This is a genomic window from Bradyrhizobium sp. WSM4874, from assembly GCF_055811835.1.
Genome location: NZ_JBVVPR010000002.1, coordinates 186,708 through 206,463, shown reverse-complemented (window position 1 = coordinate 206,463; position 19,756 = coordinate 186,708). Strand labels below are relative to the sequence as shown.

The 19,756-nt window shown below is 63.2% G+C and carries 16 protein-coding genes and 3 pseudogenes; 10 read left to right on the top strand and 9 right to left on the bottom strand.

What is annotated here, in order from left to right; all coding sequences use genetic code 11:
- Positions 1-79: 79 nt before the first annotated feature.
- A pseudogene (locus AC0L3P_RS03280) lies at positions 80-198 on the bottom strand (single-stranded DNA-binding protein); the annotation flags it as partial.
- A 471-nt stretch (positions 199-669) separates the two neighbouring features.
- On the opposite strand from AC0L3P_RS03280, the gene AC0L3P_RS03275 reads away from it, so the two are divergent.
- The 4 genes from AC0L3P_RS03275 (at position 670) to AC0L3P_RS03260 (ending at position 5,892) form a co-directional block, all read left to right on the top strand.
- Positions 670-1,365, top strand: coding sequence for an outer membrane protein (locus AC0L3P_RS03275; RefSeq protein WP_354210066.1), 696 nt, complete (start codon positions 670-672; stop codon positions 1,363-1,365).
- A gap of 283 nt (positions 1,366-1,648) precedes the next feature.
- Positions 1,649-4,630: an excinuclease ABC subunit UvrA gene (uvrA, locus tag AC0L3P_RS03270; RefSeq protein WP_473300961.1), complete on the top strand. Its 2,982-nt coding sequence runs from the start codon at positions 1,649-1,651 to the stop codon at positions 4,628-4,630.
- Positions 4,631-4,677: 47 nt separating this feature from the next.
- On the top strand, positions 4,678-5,241 hold the full coding sequence (locus AC0L3P_RS03265) for a DinB family protein (protein ID WP_473300960.1): 564 nt from the start codon (positions 4,678-4,680) through the stop codon (positions 5,239-5,241).
- A gap of 18 nt (positions 5,242-5,259) precedes the next feature.
- Positions 5,260-5,892 (top strand): HAD-IA family hydrolase, encoded by a 633-nt coding sequence (locus AC0L3P_RS03260; protein WP_473300959.1) that lies wholly within the window; start codon positions 5,260-5,262, stop codon positions 5,890-5,892.
- A gap of 72 nt (positions 5,893-5,964) precedes the next feature.
- On the opposite strand, the gene AC0L3P_RS03255 is transcribed toward AC0L3P_RS03260, so the two are convergent.
- From AC0L3P_RS03255 to AC0L3P_RS03245, 3 genes and pseudogenes are all read right to left on the bottom strand, one after another.
- Positions 5,965-6,918 (bottom strand): YVTN family beta-propeller repeat protein, encoded by a 954-nt coding sequence (locus tag AC0L3P_RS03255; protein ID WP_275171179.1) that lies wholly within the window; start codon positions 6,916-6,918, stop codon positions 5,965-5,967.
- 2 nt (positions 6,919-6,920) lie between these two features.
- Positions 6,921-7,478: an SRPBCC family protein gene (locus AC0L3P_RS03250; protein WP_354210071.1), complete on the bottom strand. Its 558-nt coding sequence runs from the start codon at positions 7,476-7,478 to the stop codon at positions 6,921-6,923.
- A gap of 886 nt (positions 7,479-8,364) precedes the next feature.
- Positions 8,365-9,131, bottom strand: a pseudogene (locus tag AC0L3P_RS03245) (AAA family ATPase).
- A 261-nt stretch (positions 9,132-9,392) separates the two neighbouring features.
- Here AC0L3P_RS03245 and AC0L3P_RS03240 point away from each other — a divergent pair.
- Complete coding sequence (locus tag AC0L3P_RS03240) at positions 9,393-11,465, top strand: DUF1217 domain-containing protein (protein ID WP_275171181.1); 2,073 nt, start codon at positions 9,393-9,395, stop codon at positions 11,463-11,465.
- Positions 11,466-11,481: 16 nt separating this feature from the next.
- Here the strand turns inward: AC0L3P_RS03240 and AC0L3P_RS03235 are convergent, their stop codons facing one another.
- Both AC0L3P_RS03235 and AC0L3P_RS03230 read right to left on the bottom strand, forming a co-directional pair.
- Positions 11,482-12,342 (bottom strand): PCC domain-containing protein, encoded by an 861-nt coding sequence (locus tag AC0L3P_RS03235; RefSeq protein ID WP_473300958.1) that lies wholly within the window; start codon positions 12,340-12,342, stop codon positions 11,482-11,484.
- Between the two features lie 9 nt (positions 12,343-12,351).
- Positions 12,352-13,960, bottom strand: a pseudogene (locus AC0L3P_RS03230) (acyl-CoA synthetase).
- A gap of 179 nt (positions 13,961-14,139) precedes the next feature.
- Here AC0L3P_RS03230 and AC0L3P_RS03225 point away from each other — a divergent pair.
- Positions 14,140-14,496 (top strand): hypothetical protein, encoded by a 357-nt coding sequence (locus AC0L3P_RS03225; RefSeq protein WP_275171184.1) that lies wholly within the window; start codon positions 14,140-14,142, stop codon positions 14,494-14,496.
- Positions 14,497-14,559: 63 nt separating this feature from the next.
- Here the strand turns inward: AC0L3P_RS03225 and AC0L3P_RS03220 are convergent, their stop codons facing one another.
- On the bottom strand, positions 14,560-15,489 hold the full coding sequence (locus AC0L3P_RS03220; RefSeq protein ID WP_473300957.1) for a tetratricopeptide repeat protein: 930 nt from the start codon (positions 15,487-15,489) through the stop codon (positions 14,560-14,562).
- 100 nt (positions 15,490-15,589) lie between these two features.
- On the opposite strand from AC0L3P_RS03220, the gene AC0L3P_RS03215 reads away from it, so the two are divergent.
- Positions 15,590-15,865, top strand: coding sequence for a GNAT family N-acetyltransferase (locus AC0L3P_RS03215; RefSeq protein ID WP_018458006.1), 276 nt, complete (start codon positions 15,590-15,592; stop codon positions 15,863-15,865).
- A gap of 54 nt (positions 15,866-15,919) precedes the next feature.
- On the opposite strand, the gene AC0L3P_RS03210 is transcribed toward AC0L3P_RS03215, so the two are convergent.
- Entirely contained in the window at positions 15,920-16,303 is a 384-nt protein-coding gene (locus tag AC0L3P_RS03210) for a DUF3597 domain-containing protein (RefSeq protein ID WP_275171186.1), read from the bottom strand.
- Positions 16,304-16,634: 331 nt separating this feature from the next.
- Here AC0L3P_RS03210 and AC0L3P_RS03205 point away from each other — a divergent pair, with 331 nt between their 5' ends.
- Together AC0L3P_RS03205 and AC0L3P_RS03200 are read left to right on the top strand one after the other, a co-directional pair.
- On the top strand, positions 16,635-17,543 hold the full coding sequence (locus AC0L3P_RS03205; protein ID WP_275171187.1) for a DUF2189 domain-containing protein: 909 nt from the start codon (positions 16,635-16,637) through the stop codon (positions 17,541-17,543).
- 130 nt (positions 17,544-17,673) lie between these two features.
- Positions 17,674-18,498: a lytic murein transglycosylase gene (locus tag AC0L3P_RS03200; protein WP_354210078.1), complete on the top strand. Its 825-nt coding sequence runs from the start codon at positions 17,674-17,676 to the stop codon at positions 18,496-18,498.
- 66 nt (positions 18,499-18,564) lie between these two features.
- Here the strand turns inward: AC0L3P_RS03200 and AC0L3P_RS03195 are convergent, their stop codons facing one another.
- Positions 18,565-18,891: a hypothetical protein gene (locus tag AC0L3P_RS03195; protein ID WP_473300956.1), complete on the bottom strand. Its 327-nt coding sequence runs from the start codon at positions 18,889-18,891 to the stop codon at positions 18,565-18,567.
- A 627-nt stretch (positions 18,892-19,518) separates the two neighbouring features.
- On the opposite strand from AC0L3P_RS03195, the gene AC0L3P_RS03190 reads away from it, so the two are divergent.
- Entirely contained in the window at positions 19,519-19,671 is a 153-nt protein-coding gene (locus AC0L3P_RS03190; protein WP_007590701.1) for a DUF1127 domain-containing protein, read from the top strand.
- Positions 19,672-19,756 lie beyond the last annotated feature (85 nt).

Genomic DNA, 19,756 nt, shown 5'->3' with positions numbered 1-19,756 from the left:
TTTCCTCCCCCTTTATTTTAACACCCCGCCGGGGGCCCCGGGGTTTTTTTCTTGGCGCCCGGGGGGCCCTTTGGCGCCCCCCGCCCCCGCGGGGGCGACGCTCAGATTGGCGATCGGCCGCCCGTCCTGGGTGCGGCGGATTTCGGGATCCTTGCCGAGATTTCCAACCAGAATGACCTTGTTGACGCTTCCCGCCATCTCCGCTCTCCGCTCCGAATGTCACTGAATTCAAGAAGGCCGGTCCGCTCCCCGCGTTCCGCCGTGCCCGTCGAGGCGACCCTATACGCTCGCCGAACGCTTGCGGCCGCCGATCCGTCCGTCACCCCTCCGGTTATCCCCACATATAGCATCGACCTCCAGTTCGTTCCAGATTTGTTCTTGGCGAACGACAGCACTGAAGACAGCACTGAATGTGTGGGATCGATCGCCAATGTGCTGTGAAAAGGCACGCCCCAAAAGTAACCTTGTGGGTTCCCGGAAAGGAAGGAAGGCTTGCCCCTACGGGAACAATAGGTCAGCAACTGCACCATTTTCAGGCTGCTGTGGCTTTCCAGTGACACAACTTGCGGCTTCAATGATGTAAGTACGGCCTCAGTTGGGCAAGTGAGTCCGATGCCCTTCCCTATCGTGGAAGGCACAATCAGAAACTGGGACTGGGATTAGTTGAAAATGAAAAAGGTTTTGTTGGCTTCGGCCTGTTTGTTCGCTCTCGCTGCCCCGGCTTCGGCCGCTGATCTGGCGGCGCGCCCCTACACCAAGGCCCCAGTGGCCATGGCTTCGGTTTATAACTGGACCGGCTTCTACCTCGGTGTCGTCGGTGGCGGCGCCTGGGAAGATTCGAACAGCCCGCGGATGCAGGGCGGCTTCGTCGGCGGCACCGCCGGCTACAATTGGCAGACCGGCAATGTCGTGTTCGGCATCGAGGCCGATGGCGCCTGGGCTGACGTCAACGCGTCCGTGACTGGTCCAGTTGCCGTCCCCGGATTTGGCGTCGTCAGCACCACCTTCAGCTCGAAGACCGATGCGATGGGCACTGTGCGCGGCCGTATCGGCTACGCCGTCAACCAGGTGCTGTTCTACGGCACCGGTGGTTACGCCTGGATCGACAACAAGCTGAGCATCAGCGCGCTCGGCGTGACCGCTTCGGACAGCAAGTGGCACTCCGGCTGGACCGTCGGTGCGGGCGTCGAAGCGTTCTTCGCTCCGCAGTGGTCGGTCAAGGGCGAGTACCTCTATCGCAGCCTCGGCAGCGAGAACTACTTCTCGAGCCTCGGCGCTGCGCTGCCGTCCGGCACGCTCAACTTCCACACCGTGCAGGTCGGCGTGAACTATCACTTCGGGGGCCCGGTGGTCGCCAAGTACTGAGTTCAGTACTTAGCTCCAACGCCATCCGCGTTACGAAAGGCCGGCCTTGCGCCGGCCTTTTTGTTTGACCGGCCGCTCCTGCGCAGTTCCGCAAGGCCCTGCTCCTGCCAGATGCCGCCAGCGCGCCAACAATCGGTTGACGATTCGCAAGTCCCACTGGAAATCCGTCCTCGTTCTTCCTACGTTCGCTTACATACCCATCGGCGCCGATCCCGGTTCCGGGCGAAGCGCGCCTATGCGTTGGCGCGATCGCGCGCTTTTGGATTCCCTGAGGACCACCAGGATGGACGAAGTGATCAAGGCGAAGCGCCAACAACAGAACGTGGGATCAAACCTGCGCGCAATTACCATCCGTGGCGCGCGCGAGCACAACCTCAAGAACGTCGACGTCGAGATTCCCCGCGACAAGCTGGTGGTGTTCACGGGGCTGTCGGGCTCCGGCAAATCCTCGCTCGCGTTCGACACCATCTACGCCGAGGGCCAGCGCCGCTACGTCGAATCTCTGTCGGCCTATGCCCGTCAGTTCCTGGAGATGATGCAGAAGCCCGACGTCGACCAGATCGACGGCCTGTCGCCGGCGATCTCGATCGAGCAGAAGACGACGTCGAAGAACCCGCGCTCCACCGTCGGCACCGTCACCGAAATCTACGACTACATGCGCCTGCTGTGGGCACGCGTTGGCGTGCCCTATTCGCCCGCCACCGGCCTGCCGATCGAGAGCCAGACCGTCTCGCAGATGGTCGATCGCGTGCTGGCGCTGCCCGAGGGCTCGCGGCTCTATCTGCTCGCGCCCGTCGTGCGCGGCCGCAAGGGCGAGTACCGCAAAGAACTCGCCGAATGGCTCAAGAAGGGCTTTCAGCGCGTCAAGATCGACGGCGCCTTCCACGAGCTCGCGGAAGCGCCTGTTCTCGACAAGAAATTCCCGCACGACATCGACGTCGTGGTCGATCGCATCGTGGTGCGCGCCGACATTGGCCAGCGCCTCGCCGAAAGCTTCGAGACCGCGCTCAAGCTCGCCGAGGGCCTCGCCGTCATCGAATTCGCGGACGCGCCGGCTGCAGCAGCCCCCGCGGAGGAGAAAAAGAAGACCGCAAAGATCCACGACAAGAGCGGACCCGAGCGCATGCTGTTCTCGGAAAAATTCGCCTGTCCGGTGTCCGGCTTCACCATCCCCGAAATCGAGCCCCGGCTGTTCTCGTTCAACAATCCCTATGGCGCCTGCCCGGCCTGCGGCGGCCTCGGCGTCGAGCAGCATGTCGACGAAGACCTCGTCATCCCCGACAAGGAGCTCGCCATCGGCAAGGGCGCGATCGCGCCCTGGGCCAAGTCGTCGTCGCCCTATTACATTCAAACGCTGACTGCGCTCGGCAAGCACTACAAGTTCACGCTGACCACCAAGTGGAAGGATCTGCCCAAGAAGACGCAGAACGCGATCCTCCATGGTTCCGGCGAGGACGAGATCAAGTTCTCCTACGAGGACGGCGTCCGTTCCTACGACACCAAGAAGCCGTTCGAGGGCGTCATCACCAACATTAACCGCCGCTATCGCGAGACCGAGAGCGAATGGGCGCGCGAGGAGCTGGCGAAGTATTTCCACGACGTGCCCTGCGAGGCGTGCCACGGCTTTCGGCTGAAGCCCGAGGCGCTCTGCGTCAAGATCGGCGGCAAGCATATCGGCGACATTTCCGAGATGTCGGTGAAGGGCGCCGGCGCGTGGTTCGAGACCGTGCCGGAGGCGCTGAACACCCAGCAGAACGAGATCGCCGGCCGCATTCTCAAGGAGATCCGCGAGCGCCTCACCTTCCTGCTCGACGTCGGCCTCAACTATCTCACGCTCTCCCGCTCCTCCGGCACGCTCTCCGGCGGCGAGAGCCAGCGCATCCGCCTGGCCTCGCAGATCGGCTCGGGGCTGACAGGCGTGCTCTATGTGCTCGACGAGCCCTCGATCGGCCTGCACCAGCGCGACAATGCGCGCCTGCTCGACACCCTCAAGAGACTTCGTGACCTCGGCAACACCGTGATCGTGGTCGAGCACGACGAGGACGCAATCCTGCTCGCCGACCACGTGCTCGACATCGGCCCCGGCGCCGGCATGCATGGCGGCAACATCATCGCCGAAGGCACGCCCGCCGAGATCATGCGCAACCCCAACTCGCTGACCGGCAAATATCTCACCGGCGAGCTCGAGGTCGAGGTGCCGGAGCGGCGTCCGCCGAACCATCGCCGCACCATCAAGGTGGTCAACGCGCGCGGCAACAATCTCAAGAACGTCACGGCCGAAATCCCGCTCGGCCTGTTCACGGCCGTCACCGGCGTCTCCGGCGGCGGCAAGTCGACGCTGCTGATCGACACGCTCTACAAGGCGATCGCGCGCAAGCTGAACAATGCCAGCGAAGGCGCGGCGCCGCACGACCGCATCGAGGGTCTCGAGCACATCGACAAGATCATCGACATCGACCAGTCGCCGATCGGCCGCACGCCACGTTCCAACCCCGCGACCTATACCGGCGCCTTCACGCCGATCCGCGAATGGTTCGCCGGCCTCCCCGAGTCGAAAGCGCGCGGCTACGAGCCCGGCCGCTTCTCCTTCAACGTCAAGGGCGGCCGCTGCGAAGCCTGCCAGGGCGACGGCGTCATCAAGATCGAGATGCACTTTCTGCCCGACGTCTACGTCACCTGCGACGTCTGCAAGGGCAAGCGCTACAACCGCGAGACCTTGGAAGTCCTGTTCAAGGGCAAGAGCATCGCCGACGTACTCGACATGACCGTCGAGGAAGCCGCCGAGTTCTTCAAGGCGGTCCCACGCGTGCGCGAGACATTCCAGACGCTGCATCGCGTCGGCCTCGACTACATCCATGTCGGCCAGCAGGCCACGACGCTGTCCGGCGGCGAAGCCCAGCGCGTCAAGCTGGCCAAGGAGCTGTCCAAGCGCGCCACCGGCCGCACGCTCTACATCCTGGACGAGCCGACCACCGGCCTGCATTTTCACGACGTCAAGAAGCTTCTGGAAGTGCTGCACGAGCTGGTCGCGCAGGGCAACACGGTCGTCGTCATCGAGCACAATCTCGAAGTCATCAAGACCGCCGACTGGGTCATCGATCTCGGCCCCGAAGGCGGCGACGGCGGCGGTGAGATCGTCGCCTGGGGACCGCCGGAGGAGATCGCGAAAGCGCCGCGGAGCTACACGGGCAAGTTTCTGGCCCCGGTGCTGGCGAAGGCGCGGAAGCCGAAGCGGAGGCGCGCGGCGAGCGAGGCGGCGGAGTAGATTACGCAGCGGGAGCATGCCGACACATTGTCTGAGGGAGTCTGAGTTTGCCTGCCGGACTTGTGCAAACCTATCGTGCGTTCGCCCACAATAATGCTTGGGCGAACCATCGGCTGCTCACTGCTTGCGCCGCGCTGTCTCAGGCTGACTTCGAAGCCGCACGAACCGGCTTCTTTCCAAGCTTGCAGCGCACGCTCAACCACATCCATGTCATTGACCTCTTCTATGTCGATGCGCTGGAGGGCGGATGGCTGGGACCGGCGGCTTGGAAGAACCAGGTGCCCCACCTTTCACTTGCCGCGCTAAAGCCTGCGCAATCCGCGATCGACAAGCGCTTGATTGCTGTCTGCGATGCGCTGACGACCGAGCTTCTCGACGGTCTCGTGCGGATCAACCGCGACACGCGGGTCCAGACCGAACGCCGTGATCGGCTACTCATGCATCTGTTTCAGCACCAGATCCATCACCGCGGACAGGCGCACGCGATGCTCTCTGCAACAAGTATCGCGCCGCCTCAGCTCGACGAATTCTTCGCCGAGGGAGAAGCACCGCTCAGGGCTTCCGAATTTGACCAACTCGGATGGACCGAGGAAACCGTGTGGAAAGCCTAGCGGTGTAGCCTCGCCTCCATGCCCTACTCCCTCGCCATCTTCGATCTCGACGGCACGCTGGCCGACAGCTTTCCGTGGTTCCTGCGCACCATCAACGACGTCGCCGATCGCTTCGGCTTCCGCCGCGTCGCGGATGAAGATGTCGAGGGGCTGCGGCATGCTTCGTCGCGCGAGATTCTCAGCCGGCTCGAGGTGCCCTTGTGGAAGCTGCCGGCGATCGCCCGGCATGCGCGGCGGCTGAAGGCCGAGGCTGCGGCGGAGATTTCGCTGTTTGCGGGCGTCGAGGCGATGCTGCGGACGCTGGCGGAGAACGGCGTGCAGCTCGCGCTGGTAACCTCGGACAGCGAAGCCAATGCGCGCGAGAAGCTCGGCGATTGCGCGGCGCTGTTCGCGCATTTCGACTGCGCGGCCTCGCTGTTCGGCAAACCGTCGAAATTCCGACGGGTCATGCGGCGCGCCGGCGTGGAACCGGGCAAGGTCATCGCGATCGGCGACGAGGTGCGCGACATCGAGGCGGCGCGGGCCGTGGGGATCGCCTGCGGTGCGGTGGCCTGGGGTTATGCGGCGCCGGCGGCGCTGCGGGCGCTGGCGCCGGATCATATGTTTGACAAGATGGATGAGATTGCGCGCACAGTGCGCCCGGCGTCGTAGCCCGGATGGAGCAACGCGCAATCCGGGAAAGTGTCCCCGCATTCCGCTTCGCTCCATGCGGGCTACACGCCCCTACTCCGTCCTGCGCAAGAACGCCCCGAACGCGCGCGGGCCGTCGCCGGTCTTGACTTCGCCGATCACTTTCATCTCGGCCGCGTCGATGATGCTGAGTGTATTGCTCTCCCAGCAGGCGACGATGACGCGTTTGCCGTCCGCTGTCGCGGCGATGCCTTCGGGGTAGTCGCCGACATTGATCCGCTTGATCGGCTTCAGCGTCGCCAGGTCGAACACGCTGACAGTGCCGCCATACTGGTCGGTGACGAAGCCGCGGCCCCGCGCCAGCGCGACCGCATAGGGGCGCATCCCGACCGGCACGCGGCCGGTCTCGGCCCCAGCGGCGATGTCGATCACCGAGACATCGTTGGAGCCGACATTGGCGGTGTAGGCGCGTTTGCCCTCGGCATCGACGGTGACGCCGAACGGACGCGTTCCAACCTTGATGGTCGCCCTGCGCTGGCGCGTCGCGGTGTCCACCACCGAGACGCTATCATCGTCGCGATCGGCTGAGAGCAGCAGCTTGCCATCCGGCGTCACTGCGAGCCCCGACGGCGAGGCGCCGACCGCGATGCTGGCTGTGACGCTGCGGCTCGCCGCGTCGATCACCCGCACGGCCGCCGCGTACCAGTCCGCGACGTAGACGGTGCGGCCGTCCGGCGCGACGGCAATGCCAAGCGGTCCGCCGCCGACCTCGATCCGCCCCACAAGCTGCCGCGTTGCCGCGTCCACCACCGTCACGGCCTTGGCATCCGGGCTCGTGACATAGGCAAAGCGCCCGTCCGCGCTGACGGCGACGCCGGCGGGCTTGCCGCCGATCGGGATGATGGCAACGCTGCGCGCGGTGGCGAGATCGACGACCATCAGATCGTCGCTGAGCTGGTTGGTGACGAACGCCTCTTCGGCGGACACATGGGCAATGCCGGCAAGGCAAAGGCTGGCGGCGAGCGCCGCCAGGACCAGCGCCCGCACCGTCAGCTTCCGCTCTCGATCTTCTTCTTCAGTGCCTCGAGGCCGGCCTGATACAGCCCCTTCACCGCCTTGACCGCGGCTTCGTCACTCAGCTCCGGCGGCGGGTCGTTGTTGGGAAAGCCGCGGTAGAACGCGCCGGCCCATTCCAGCGTCGAGCCCTTGCCGTCGGCACTCGGCGTCACCGTCAGCGTCGAGGAATAATTGGTCACCGGCAGCACCTTCACGTCCACATTGGTGATCCGGTAGGAATAGCTCATCGCGGCGGCGTCGAACTTGTAGAGCTCCTCGTCGACGGTCGCGCCTCCCGTCAGCGTCAGCTTCCGCGTCGCGCCGATCTCGTTGCCCTTCTCGCCCTCGGTCTTGGTGACCGGCGGCAGCCAGCTCATGTCCTGGAAATTGCCGATTGCGGCCCACACCTTGGCCGGGGCAGCGTTGATCTCGATGGATTCGCGCACCTTCTGCCGGGTCGGCCCGTGGGCCCAGGCCGATGTCAAAGCCACCGCGCCCGCGGCAGTGAGCACCGCGGCCAGGACCGTGCGCCGTCCAATCGTCACCCTCATCTCGTTTCCTCATGCGTCTCATTGATCATGCGCGACTTGAAGCGCGCTGGGATCATGGTAGCGCATTTTGCGGCCGAGGGGAGACCCGTTCGTGGCCGCGTTGCGGCGGGCGTCCGGGCGCCCCACAACCCCTTGCCGCCCGGCGGGCAAAACACCCAAGCAGAGGGTCAATCACGGCTCGCAAAAATATTTCTCTTTATCCGTATTTCGGTTTATCGTATAGACAACCATCCCAACCCGGCCGAGGGGCGGATCGCGATCGTCACGAACGCGGGATGGGACGTGGTGGACGCAGGCGGCGTCGGCGCGAAGGGCTTTGCAGGGCGGGAAACCGTGAGCGAAGGCGTCGCGCACACGACCGGCGCAGCCTGCGTACGGCAAAATCGTGTGGTCCTGGCGCCCGGGGTCTGTGCGCCAAGTGTTGCGGTGATGTCGCGGCCCGACCGGGCGCGCGCATCAGCCATCCGCAAGGCGACGGGGGCAATAGTGCATCGCTCCCCGGGGAGAGCGCGACATAAGCCGTAAAACCACTGCGCAGGGAAGGCCGTGTGTTGGGCTTCACCTGTATGCCGCTGTGCAGCCTCTTGTAGCGCAACCTTCGCACAGTGGACCGTGGGTGCCAGCCGGCACCCGGCCTTCCCTGCGCCCTCGGCATTTTTGGGGGCCACCGTACTGGCAAAGCTCGGGCCCGATATGCCGCGAGGAGGCGAAGATGTGTCTACAATTCAGATGCGAGTTGGTGGAGAACAACGAATGCTTCTCGCTCCGTCATTGCGAGCACAGCGAAGCAATCCAGGGTACCTCCGCGGAGAGACTCTGGATTGCTTCGTCGCAAGGGCTCCTCGCAATGAGGCCCGAGACAGTGAGTGCCGATCAGGCCGCTCAATCACTCCGCGAGCGTCGCCTCTACGAACCCGCGCGGGTCGTCACAGAACTCCCGCATCACCCGGTAATGATCGGTCTGCTCCACCGTCGTCGGCTCCAGGCCGTATTTCCCGAGCCGAAGCAGTTGTGCGTTGGGATAGGCCATCAGCATCGGCGAATGGGTCGCCATGATGACCTGGCAGATGCGGGAATCCTCCATGCGTCGCAGCAGCTTCAGAAATCGATCTGGCGCGCCGGCGACAACGCCGATTCAGGCTCATCGAAGATGAAAATGCCTTGGCGCTGGCAACGCTCCTCGAAGAAGCGCAGGAAGCCTTCGCCATGGGAATGCGACAGGAAATTGGGACCGACCTGGCCGACATCACGTGCGGCCTTGTCGAGATATCGCGCCACCGAGAAAAAACTCTCGGCGCGAAAAAACCAGCCATTCGTGGTTTTCGGCAGCCAGCTTGCGCGCAGCGCCCTGGAGAGTTGGCCACCCATCTTCTCCCGCGCTTCCGAGTGATCGACGGGCATGTAACCCTTCCCGCCACCGGCGTCGTCGTAGCCGGCGAGCGCGGCAATCCCTTCGAGGATCGTCGACTTCCCTGTGCCATTCTCTCCGAGGATGATCGTGATGGCGGCGTTGAAGCTAAGATCGAAATCATCCGGAAAGATGGGCCGGCAAAAGGGATAAGCCTCGCGGTCGCGAACCTGCGACGGGTCGAGCCAGACGGGTTTCAGGTAAGGCGCCGGCAGATTGATCGTTCGGCTGCGTCTTCGGCTCATGTCCGGTTTCCGATCCAATCCGACCATCTTTGACAGGAACATATCAGGAACGAAACCCTCGCGAAAGCTGCATCTGAGAAACATGCAGCAACAAACCCCGACATGCGTGACGAGGGCAAACTGGAATCTGGAATTGCGGTCCGAAATCGCCTTGGAGAACCTGGCTCTGAGACAGTTTCCTGGCATGAGGCCAGCCCCCACCTCGCGACCCCGCAATGATTGACGGACGTCCGGGACTGTAAGAGCCGCGAGGAGTGCGCGATGGTATCAACGTATTTCAGTTACAGCTACATCGCGCGCAATCTCAAGCAGTCCCTGGCGCGGGTCGAACAGCAACAGGACGTGGCGCGAGAGGCCGCCTATTACAAAGCCCACATCGGCAAGGTGAAGTCCGTCGACGACTTCATGAAAGACTATCGCCTTTATCACTATGCAACGAAGGCATATGGCCTGGAAGACATGGCCTACGCCAAGGCCTTCATGAAAAAGGTGCTGGAGAGCGACCTCTCCGACGCAAACAGCTTTGTCAACAAGCTGGTCGACAAGCGTTACCGCGAGTTCGCCGCGGCATTTTCCTTCAATGGCAGCGCCACGCCGGTTGCGCAATCGGAGAACCAGACCGATGAGATGATCGGTCTGTACACGGCGACCAGGAAGAGCCAGGTCGATGCACTTACCGGCGACTCGAATTACTACAGCGCCGAAATCGGCAACATCAGCAGTGCAGACCAGCTCCTGAACAACGACCGTCTTCGCAACTATGTCTATTCGGCGTACGGAATCGATCAAGGCAAGTGGTCGCGTGACACGATAAGTCAGGTCTTGCGCAGCGATCCATCCGATCCCAACAGCTACGTCAACACCACTTTCGCCTCTCAGCTGAGTGGCCTCAACGCCGACCTTGCTCAGGCCCGATCGGATGTCACCGCAGCCAATTCAAGGATCGCCGACTACACCGCCCAACTCTCGCAACCGGGCGCGAACGTGACCCAGTTGAACGTCCAGATCCTGGTCGAAAAGTATCATCTGGAGTCATATGCGAACAGCATTTCCAGCCTCAGCGACCAGATAGGGACGATCGGCGGGTTTGTGGACCTCGCCGGCGCGTTCGAGTTTTCCTCCGACGGGTCGCTTCCGTCAGGCGTATCCGCGCAGAGTGCTGCAAACGTCACGATCACGAAACAGAGGTTCGACGACAGCAAGTCCGATGTCTATTCGGCGGCGAGCCCGTTGAACGAAGCTTTTGCGATCAGGCAATTCAGAACAGCCATCCTCAAGATCAATTCAGTCCAGGCGTTCGTATCGACACCAGGCGTGTATGATTTTGCGCTGGGAGCCGTCGGCCTCGATCCCGCAAACGTCTCGCCGGCGACTGTGACGGCCGTGCTCGAAAGCGATCTCAACGACCCCAACAGCTACGTCTATACCCTCAAGGACAATCGATATCTGGAGCTGGCACGCGCCTTCAACTTCGACGCAAAGGGCAATCTGACGACCCCCTTGGTGGCTCAGGGCTCGGCTGAAGTCCTCCAGATCGCGAAGGACTATGTCGTTGCAGCGGTGAAGAGCGCAAGCACGGCAACTCCCCAGCAGCAGGCGGCAGTTCGGGCACAGGCCACGAAGGATGCGTCGGAATATCAGCAAGCCATCACCGGGATCGACAGTGTTTCCGATCTTCTCGCAAACAGGCCGATGGTTGATTTCATCCTCCTGGCAAAGGGCTTGGACCCCAGGAAGGTCAGCACGGAATTTCTCAAGAAGATCTTCAGCTCCGACCTGAACAATCCAAAGAGCTTCGCGAACACCGAGAACGATCCTCGCTTTGCCGAAATCGTCGCGTCGTTCAATTTCGACAGCAAGGGCAACGTCGCGCGCCTTCCGATGATGGGTCCGCAGAAGCGGGATCAGTTTCGGGAAACACAGACGAATTATGTCGAGCAAAGCCTGGAGCAGCAGCAAGGGGATGCGAATCCCGGCGTGCGCCTGGCGATCTATTTCCAGCGGAAGGCGGGGGGCATCACGTCCGCGTACGACATCCTTGCCGACAAGGCGCTTTCGGAGGTGTTCAGGACCACCTTCGATCTGCCTGACTCGATGGCGGCGATGCCGATCGATCAGCAGGCCAAGTTCGTGGACAGATTCATGAAGATCAAGGACCTGTCCGATCCCGCGAAGGTTACAAAGCTGCTGAACCGTTTCTCCGCCATGTATGACATCAGAAACAGCCAGAGCACCGGCCAGGGTCAATCCCCCCTGCTCAACCTGTTTCAGGGATCCGGTTCGGGGATCAGTGACTCCACATACTTGGCCATTGCCAAGCTACGCACCCACTGATGATCGCTCTTCGGGGCTAGCCCAACACCTCGAGCACCAGCTCCATGGTCATCAGCACGGGATTGTCGCCACGGATCAGACGTCCCTCCGCCATGCCGCCGGTGTAGTCGATCAGGGCGACGTCGAGTGCGGCTTCGAGGGCGCCGGAGGGGCCGGCCGCAATCGTGCCGGCGGTTACTGCAAGCTCGGTCGCGAAGGGCTCGGTCACACCGCCATGAGTAAATCGGGCGCCGATGGTCGAACCAACACCGCCATGAATCTTCCCGCGCGCGATGCCCTGCGCGCGACAGAAGTCTTCGAGACAGCCGGCAAAATCCTGATTGGGGCGCAGCCGCAGCGCGAAAGCGCGGCTGGTCGTGCGCGCGCCGCTGCGCGCAGCCGTCACTGGCCCGAACAGCTTGAAATTGGTCTCGGGATCGAGCTCGGCGCTGAACATCGCACCATCGATACCGAAGGCCTCGACCTCGAACGGCTCGGCGACATCGGTCTCGTCCGGCAGCATGTGGCCGCCACTGGCGCGGCCATCGGCCTCCGTCCACAGCCCATGGCAATGAAAGAACGGCGCGCCGTCGCGCATGCCCAGCGTCATGCTGCCGAGCCTGGTGCGCGTCACGCCACTCGGCCGGAATGTGTCGCTGTAGAACGCGGCGTTCTCGCTGGTCTTCGACAGCGCCGGCATGACGTAGCCGAACGGCCCGAGCGTGCCGTGCCCGAAGTTGAGCACACCGCCGGCAAATCCCTCCGCGGCAAAACCGCGGCGCGCCGCCTCCAGCAGCGGCAGTCCTGCTTGAAGCGTGAAGGAGAAAGCGCGTCCCCTCGCCTCCACCCATTGGATGCGTTCGGCGACCGGCGCGCCGGGCTGCTTGATGCTGCGCATGACCTTCGCTCAGCCCACTCGTGTCTTATCGAGATCGAGCAGCCCGCGCGCCTCGAGCTCGTCGCGAACCATCCGTTTGGGAATTTTGCCATAGCCGGATTTCGGCAAGGCTTCCCAGAAGAAGAACCGCTTCGGCATCTTGTAGCGCGGCACTTTGGGCGACAGGAATGCCGCCATCTCCGCTTCGCTCACCGGCTTCGCGCCTTCGCGGGCGACGCAGACGGCAACGCCGACCTCGCCCCAGGTCGCATCGGGCACGCCGAGCACCGCGACCTCGCCGACGCAAGGATGAGTCAACATCTTCTCCTCGATTTCGCGCGGATAGATGTTGGAGCCGCCGGAGATGTACATGTCGGAGGCTCGTCCGGTGATGTAGACGAATCCCTCCTCGTCCATGTGGCCGAGATCGCCGGTGCGGAACCAGCCGTTGCGGAACGCCTTCGCATTGGCCTCGGGATTGTCGTAGTAGCCGGCAAGCACCGCGGGGCCGATTACGCAGATCTCGCCGCTCTGGTTGGCGCCGAGTTCGCGGCCCTCGTCGTCCTGGATCGAGACCTGCATGCCGGTACGCTCGAAGCCACAGGTGCCGATCTTCGCGTGCGGCCCGTCCTCGGGGTCATGCAGCGCCGCCGGCAGCACCGTGATGTTGCCGGTCACCTCGCCGAGGCCGAAATACTGCACGATGACCTTGCCGAGCTTCTTCAGCGCAGCCTTCTGGTCCTCGCGAATACATCGGCGCACCCGCATAGATTACCTGGCGCAGCGAGGAATGATCGTATTTGTCGGCGGCGGGATGCTCGACCATCATCTTCAGAATGGTCGGCACCACGAAGAGATTGCTGACCCGATGCGCCTCGATCAGGCGGAACGCCTCGTCGATGTCGAATTTCTCCGTCGGCAACAGCACGGTGCACACGCCGCGCGCGGTCTGCACCAGCTGATGCACGCCGGCGCCATGCGACAGCGGCGCCACCACCAGCGAGGCATCCGCTTCGGTGACGCCGGGGGTGAGATCGGCGAGATGGTTGGTGACGACAAAACCCATCTGACCGTGGGTGAGCACCGCAGCCTTGGAGCGGCCGGTGGTTCCCGATGTGAAGAAGAACCAGCAGGGATCGTCGTGCTCGACCGCGACGTTCTCGACCACCGTGCCTGCGCGCAAAGCGACGGCATCCGCAATCGACGTCTCGGCAAATGGCGCCCGACCGTCAATGCTCCAGGTGAATTCCAGCTCTCCATCCTTCACCGCCGCGGCGTGCTCGGGAAAATCGACGTGGCACAGAAACGCCTTCGCGCCGGAAGCCTGCGCGAGATAGGCGACCTCGTCCGGCATCAGGCGGAAATTGGTCGGTACCCAGACGGCGCCGAGCCGAAACGCGGCGAACATCGAGAAGAACATCTCGTCGCCGTTCTTGGAATGGACGAGGATGCGGTCGCCCTTCGCGATGCCGCGCGCCGCGAGGGCTGCCGCCAGCGCCGAGACCTGCGCGTCGATCTCGCGCCAGGTCCAGGATCTGTCACCCCAGACGAAACCGGGACGCGCCCCATGCCGCCGCGCATTCTGGGTGAGCATGTGAGCGAGATTCATGACGCGGCGGGACATGCGCAGGGGCTGCATCGGGTTTCCTCTTCGGCGGCGGACGGCACACGAACCGCCCGCTCATTGCAGCCCATTTATCGCCATCGCCAGTACCCCTGCAAGGCTGCCGGGCGCAGCGCAGCCCATCCAACCGTTCAGGAAATTTTAAACATGATCGGCGCAACCTTCGTCAGTTCTCGCGTAAAGAGTGCCGCATCATGGTCAAAGCGCCCGCCCTCCTCCTGCTATCGCTGGCGCTTGCCGGGTGTGCCGTGGGCCCACAAGCGCACTTCGCCTCCGATCCCGCCTTCAAGTCTACGCGCTATGCCTGGGACGGCGCCGGCGAGAATCCCAATCACCCGCGCGCTGCCTCGGAACCAGCACGGACCGCCCGATCCGAGCGCAACAGATCGCAAGCCGGGCTTCAGCCCTATTCAAAGGAATGGTGGCAGGCGCAGGACGGCATCGAGGCTGAACAGGACGCCAGGGTCAACCGTTCCCTCGTCATCTGTCAGGGATGCCTGCGCCCGCAGCCGCGGCCCGAGGATTCCAGGCTCGCCAAAGCGACCGATTGAAGCATCCGGACTATCAGGACCCGGAGGAACTCCGACCCCGTCGTCGCGAGAAGCGACCGAGAGCTACAACGCCCCGAGCTTGCGCAATGACTCCTGTGCGGTCTGCAGGCCCGGTTTCAATTCCAGCGCCTTTCTGAAATCGGCAATCGCGCCCTGTTTGTCGCCGAGCCGCAGCTTAGCCTGTCCGCGGTTGTTCCACGAGAACACGTCGGAGGGATCGTATTGCAGCGCCTTGTCGTAATCGGAAACGCCGCCCTTGCTGTCGCCCTGATAGAGCCGGATCATACCGCGATTGCGCCAGCCCCGCGCGTCGGTCGGCGCAACACGGATCGCCGAACCATAATCGGCGGCGGCGCGATCGAGCTGCTCGCTGTCGCGATAGACGTTGCCCCGGTCGATATAGGCGAGCACATCGGGCGCGAGCTTGATCCGCGTCGTGTAGTCGGCGATGGCGTGCGCCATGTCGTGCCTGCGGTAATGAACCAACGCACGATTGGCGTAGGCCATGGCGTATTTGGGATCGCGCTTGATCGCGGCATCAAAGTCGGCGAACGCACCGTCGAGATCGCCCTTGTTGAAACGCGACTCGCCGCGATTGCCGTAGGCCAGCGCCAGCGACGGATCGAGCTTGATGGCCTGGTCGTAATCGGCGATGGCGCGATCATAGTCGCGCTTGGAACTGTAGACACGGCCGCGATTGTTGTGGGCGCAGGCATAACCGGGGTCGAGCCTGACCGCCTCGTCGAGATCGGACAACGCCGCCTCGAGCTCGCGCTTCTCGGTGAGGCCATGACCGCGATTGCAATAAGCGCCGGCGAGCCGACGTCCGCTTTCGCTGTTCGTTTCGATCACGGTCGAGCAACCCGTGATCCGCTCGTCCGGCGTGCTGGTCAATCCGACGCAAGCCTCCCAGGCCGGACCGCCTGCCGCCGCAACCGGCGCCGGCGAGATCAGCGCGGCGAGCAGCGCGATGAGGCTGAGCGGGACACGCATTTTCCGGATATCTCCCCTGCAACCTCTCTTGGTCGCACCTTGGCAAGGGCCGGTTCAGGCGCCTAAATCAGAGGCAAGCAGCATGTCGGGAGGATTTTGCATGGCGCCATCGGTACGGGACAACAAGGACAGAAGCCGCTTCGAGCTCGATGTCGGCAGTGAAATCGCCTTCGCCAATTACCGGCTGACGCCGTCGGCGGTGATCATCACCCACACCGAGACGCCGCGAGCGCTGCGCGGCCGCGGCATCGGCTCCGAGCTGGTCAAGGGCGCGCTGGAATTGATCCGCCGCGACGGCAGGAAGGTGATCGCCGGTTGCGGCTTTGTCGTCGACTATCTCGACAGGCATCCGGAAGATGCGGATCTCGTCGCCTGAATGCAAAAGGGCCCGCGCGATCGCGGGCCCTTGGGTTACGACCGGCGATCTCGGTCAGTGCTTGATCTCCGGCGGCAGCTTGCCGCCGTTCGCGGCGAGCTTCGACATCACCTGCTTGTGCAGCCAGACGTTCATGCTCGCGGAATCGTTGGTGTCGCCGCTGTAGCCGAGCTCCTTGGCGAGGTCCTTACGCGCAGCGAGGCTGGAATCGATGTCGAGCGCCTTCATGAGGTCGACGATCGAGGTACGCCATTCCAGCTTTTCGCCCTTGTGCGCGGCGACGGCCGCATCGACGATCGAGGCAACGTCCACCGCTGGCGCCGATCCGCTCGGCGCTGCCCCCGCGGGCGCGCTGCCCGATGGTGCGCTGCCTGCGGGCGCCGCGGAAGCTGGATGGCTACCGAAGATCGCGCCCATAATTTTCCCGAAAATGCTCATGTCTGCTCCCCGAAAAGGACCCGTGGAAGGGCCTTGAGTGGCCCTTATAGACCAAGTTGCGTCATTGCGCCCGCGAAGTTCCGCGAGCCAACACGCAGCATCAGCTTATCTGCGGCGAAATGACGACCGAATGACATCGTCGAGGTTGCGCTGCGGCATCGAATCTCACCCAAGCGTGAGGGACAGGACTCGCAAATGGGCGTACGCTTCACGTTCAGTTCGCGATGCCATCCAGAATCGCGTCTGGTTGAGATCGCGAAACTCAGAACAGCGGCCGCTCGCGCCGTTTGCTGGCGCCAGATGCGGCCGCATGGCAAGGGAGCTAGCGACCATGGCCACACTCTACCAGGGCAATGTCCCCACCATGGCCCAGACCGCCGAAGCGGCTGGACCGGTGATCCGAACCATCCAACTCTCCGATCTGAACGATGCGCTCAAGCGCGGCTGGGAAGATTTCAAGGCGGTGCCGAGCCACGCCATCATCCTCTGCGTGATCTATCCTGTGCTGGGCCTTGTGCTCGCCCGCGTGGTGATGGGCTATTCAGTGCTGCCGTTGTTGTTTCCGCTGGCCGCGGGCTTCGCGCTGATCGGCCCGTTCGCCGCTCTCGGTCTCTACGAGCTCTCCAGCCGGCGCGAGCGCTATGAAGAAGCCAGCGCCTGGGATGCCATGGAGGTGCTGCGTTCGCCCTCCTTCGGCGCTATGCTCGGCCTCGGCGCGCTGCTGCTGGCCCTGTTTGTGACCTGGGTTGCGACCGCGCAGGCGATCTACGTCGCCGCTTTCGGCTATGAAGGCGCGTCCGGGATCTCGGATTTTCTGACGCGCGTTCTCACGAGCCGGCAAGGCTGGTGGCTGATCGTGGTCGGCTGCGGCACCGGCTTCCTGTTCGCGCTTGCCGCGCTCTGCATCAGCGCCGTGTCGTTCCCGCTGATGCTCGACCGCCATGCCGGCGCGTTCGAGGCAATGGTGACGTCGCTGCGCGTCGTCGCGAAGAACCCGGTGCCGATGGCGGCCTGGGGCCTGATCGTGGCCGTCCTGCTGGCGCTGGGCACGATTCCCGCCTTCCTCGGCCTTGCCGTGGTGGTCCCCGTGCTCGGCCATGCCACCTGGCATCTCTACCGCAAGGTGATCGCGGCCGATCCGGGCGCGCGCCCGGTGCCGCCTCCACCGCATCGTCCACGCAAGCCGGCTGCCGATTTCCCCGCCAACCTCTTCCCCTGGCGCAATCGGACCGACGCCTGACGATATCGTGACGTGCGATCCTGCCCCGGTGCGGGCAGGATCGCGCACCGCCATGCGCCTTGCTTTGGCCGCGGTTTCCACCGAGATTGCGCCCGCCGTTCAGATCACTTCACGGAATTTATTTGCTCGAATGACCCCGACGATTTCTCGTCTCGCCCTCGCAGCCTTAGCCATCACCGCGTCCATCTTATCCGCTCAGCCAGCGCTTGCCGCTGTTGCCTGCGGTTCAGGCAATTTCGACGCGTGGCTTGCAGATTTCAAAACCGACGCCGCGGCCAAAGGCGTCTCGCAACAGGCCATTTCCGCCGGGCTCGCCGGTGTAACGCTCGATCAAAGCGTGCTCAACCGCGACCGCTCGCAGAAGGTCTTCACCCAGAGCTTCGAGGAGTTTTCCGGCCGCATGGTGCCGCCGCGCCTGACGCGCGGCTCCAACATGATGAAGCAATACGGCTCGGTGCTGTCGCGCATCGAGCAGACCTACGGCGTGCCTGGCGAGGTGCTGGTCGCGATCTGGGGTCTCGAGACCGATTTCGGCGTCAATACCGGTAAGTTCGCGACCATCCGCTCGCTGGCGACGCTGGCCTATGACTGTCGGCGCTCCGAGCAATTTCGCGCCGAACTGTTGGATGCGCTCCGCATCGTCCAGCGCGGCGACCTCGCACCGGCCGACATGAAGGGCGCCTGGGCCGGCGAGCTCGGACAGACCCAGTTCATGCCGTCGTCATGGATGAAATACGCCGTCGATTTCGACGGCAATGGCAAGCGCGATCTCCTGCACAACGCCCCTGACGTGCTCGCCTCCACCGCGAACTATCTTGCCGGTTATGGCTGGCAGAAGGGTAAGGATTGGCAGCCGGGCAGTCCAAACTTCGCGGTGCTGCAGCAGTGGAACAAAAGCGAGGTCTACTCGAAGACCATCGCGTATTTCGCCACCCAGCTCGCGCGCGCCCCTTAGCAGCCCCTCGTCAAAACGCGGAAGGCCAATCGCCTGGCGACCGGCCCTCTCTGTGCGTTTTTACCCCTATTTGCCCATGGTGGCGTGCATCGCCTTGTTCAGATGCGCGCCGCACGCCCCCATTTTGCCGTTGAGCAGCGAGTCCTGCGCGGCTGCGATCTCCTTTTGCGCGACGAACTTGCCGTCACCATCGGCCATGTTCTCGATCGCGGTCTCGGTCTTCTCCAGATTGGCCGAGCTGCAGCCGCCGGCGGCGTGCTTGGCGGCTTGGGCCGGCGCGACGGCGAACGCGACAGCGGCAATTGCGATAACCCCGAGTAACTTCGTCATGACGTTACCTTCCTTCTCTTGTTCTTGGGCCAGAGCCAGCGATATTGCCGGATTCTGCGACATCACCTTCCTCTGGGCGCGGCAACTTGACGCAATGAATTCCCCGCGAGAATTGCGTGATGTTGCGCGCCACGCAGAGCCACATGCAAAATTTCTGATTTTCATTACACGCTTGTAATCAACGCCTCACGTTCGGCGTGTGTGCACCGCGCCCGGGCGGCGGTTGGGGCTGACCAAGCGGAATGAATTGGTCCCTGCCTGGCCGCCGTTTGTCACGTCGATCCAGGTGAATCGCTGGCCGCAGTGGAAAGGTACCGCACAGGCTAGCGCGATGAACACAAATTCACTTTTTTTACTCCGCCCATCATGCGATTCGCGCATGCCAGACTTGGGTATAGGAGCTAGTCAATCACCTTGCGACGACCGGAAAGCAGCCTATTTGACCTCTGAATGGAACCGGCTGAGCCAAGACAAATCCGTGAATTAACGGGCATTTTTAGCGCGATGTCCCCTGTTCCGCCTACCCTTTGGGCGGGAGTGCTTCCGGGTTAATCGTCCGTTACCAATGCCATGCATTGAGCGCTTAGCTGCATCGCAACATCGGAACTTTCGCACTGCACCACTCTCACCTATATTCATTTCAACGATGAGGCTCGGGCAAGAGCTGAATCGAACTACAGGAGACTACCAATGCTGCTCTCGCTCATCCGCATGATCCAGGCTTTCCGGGACTATCAGCGCAATGTTGCCGAGCTGTCCCAGCTCAGCGATCGCGAGCTGGCCGACATCGGCCTCGATCGCTCGGACATCCCGCGCGTTGCCGCCGGTCAGTATCAGGGCTGATATTTCAGCCCTTAACCGGACGAACCGATAGCGCCCGCCTCGTGCGGGCGTTGTCGCATCCGGAGGCAGAAAACTCGATCTCGGC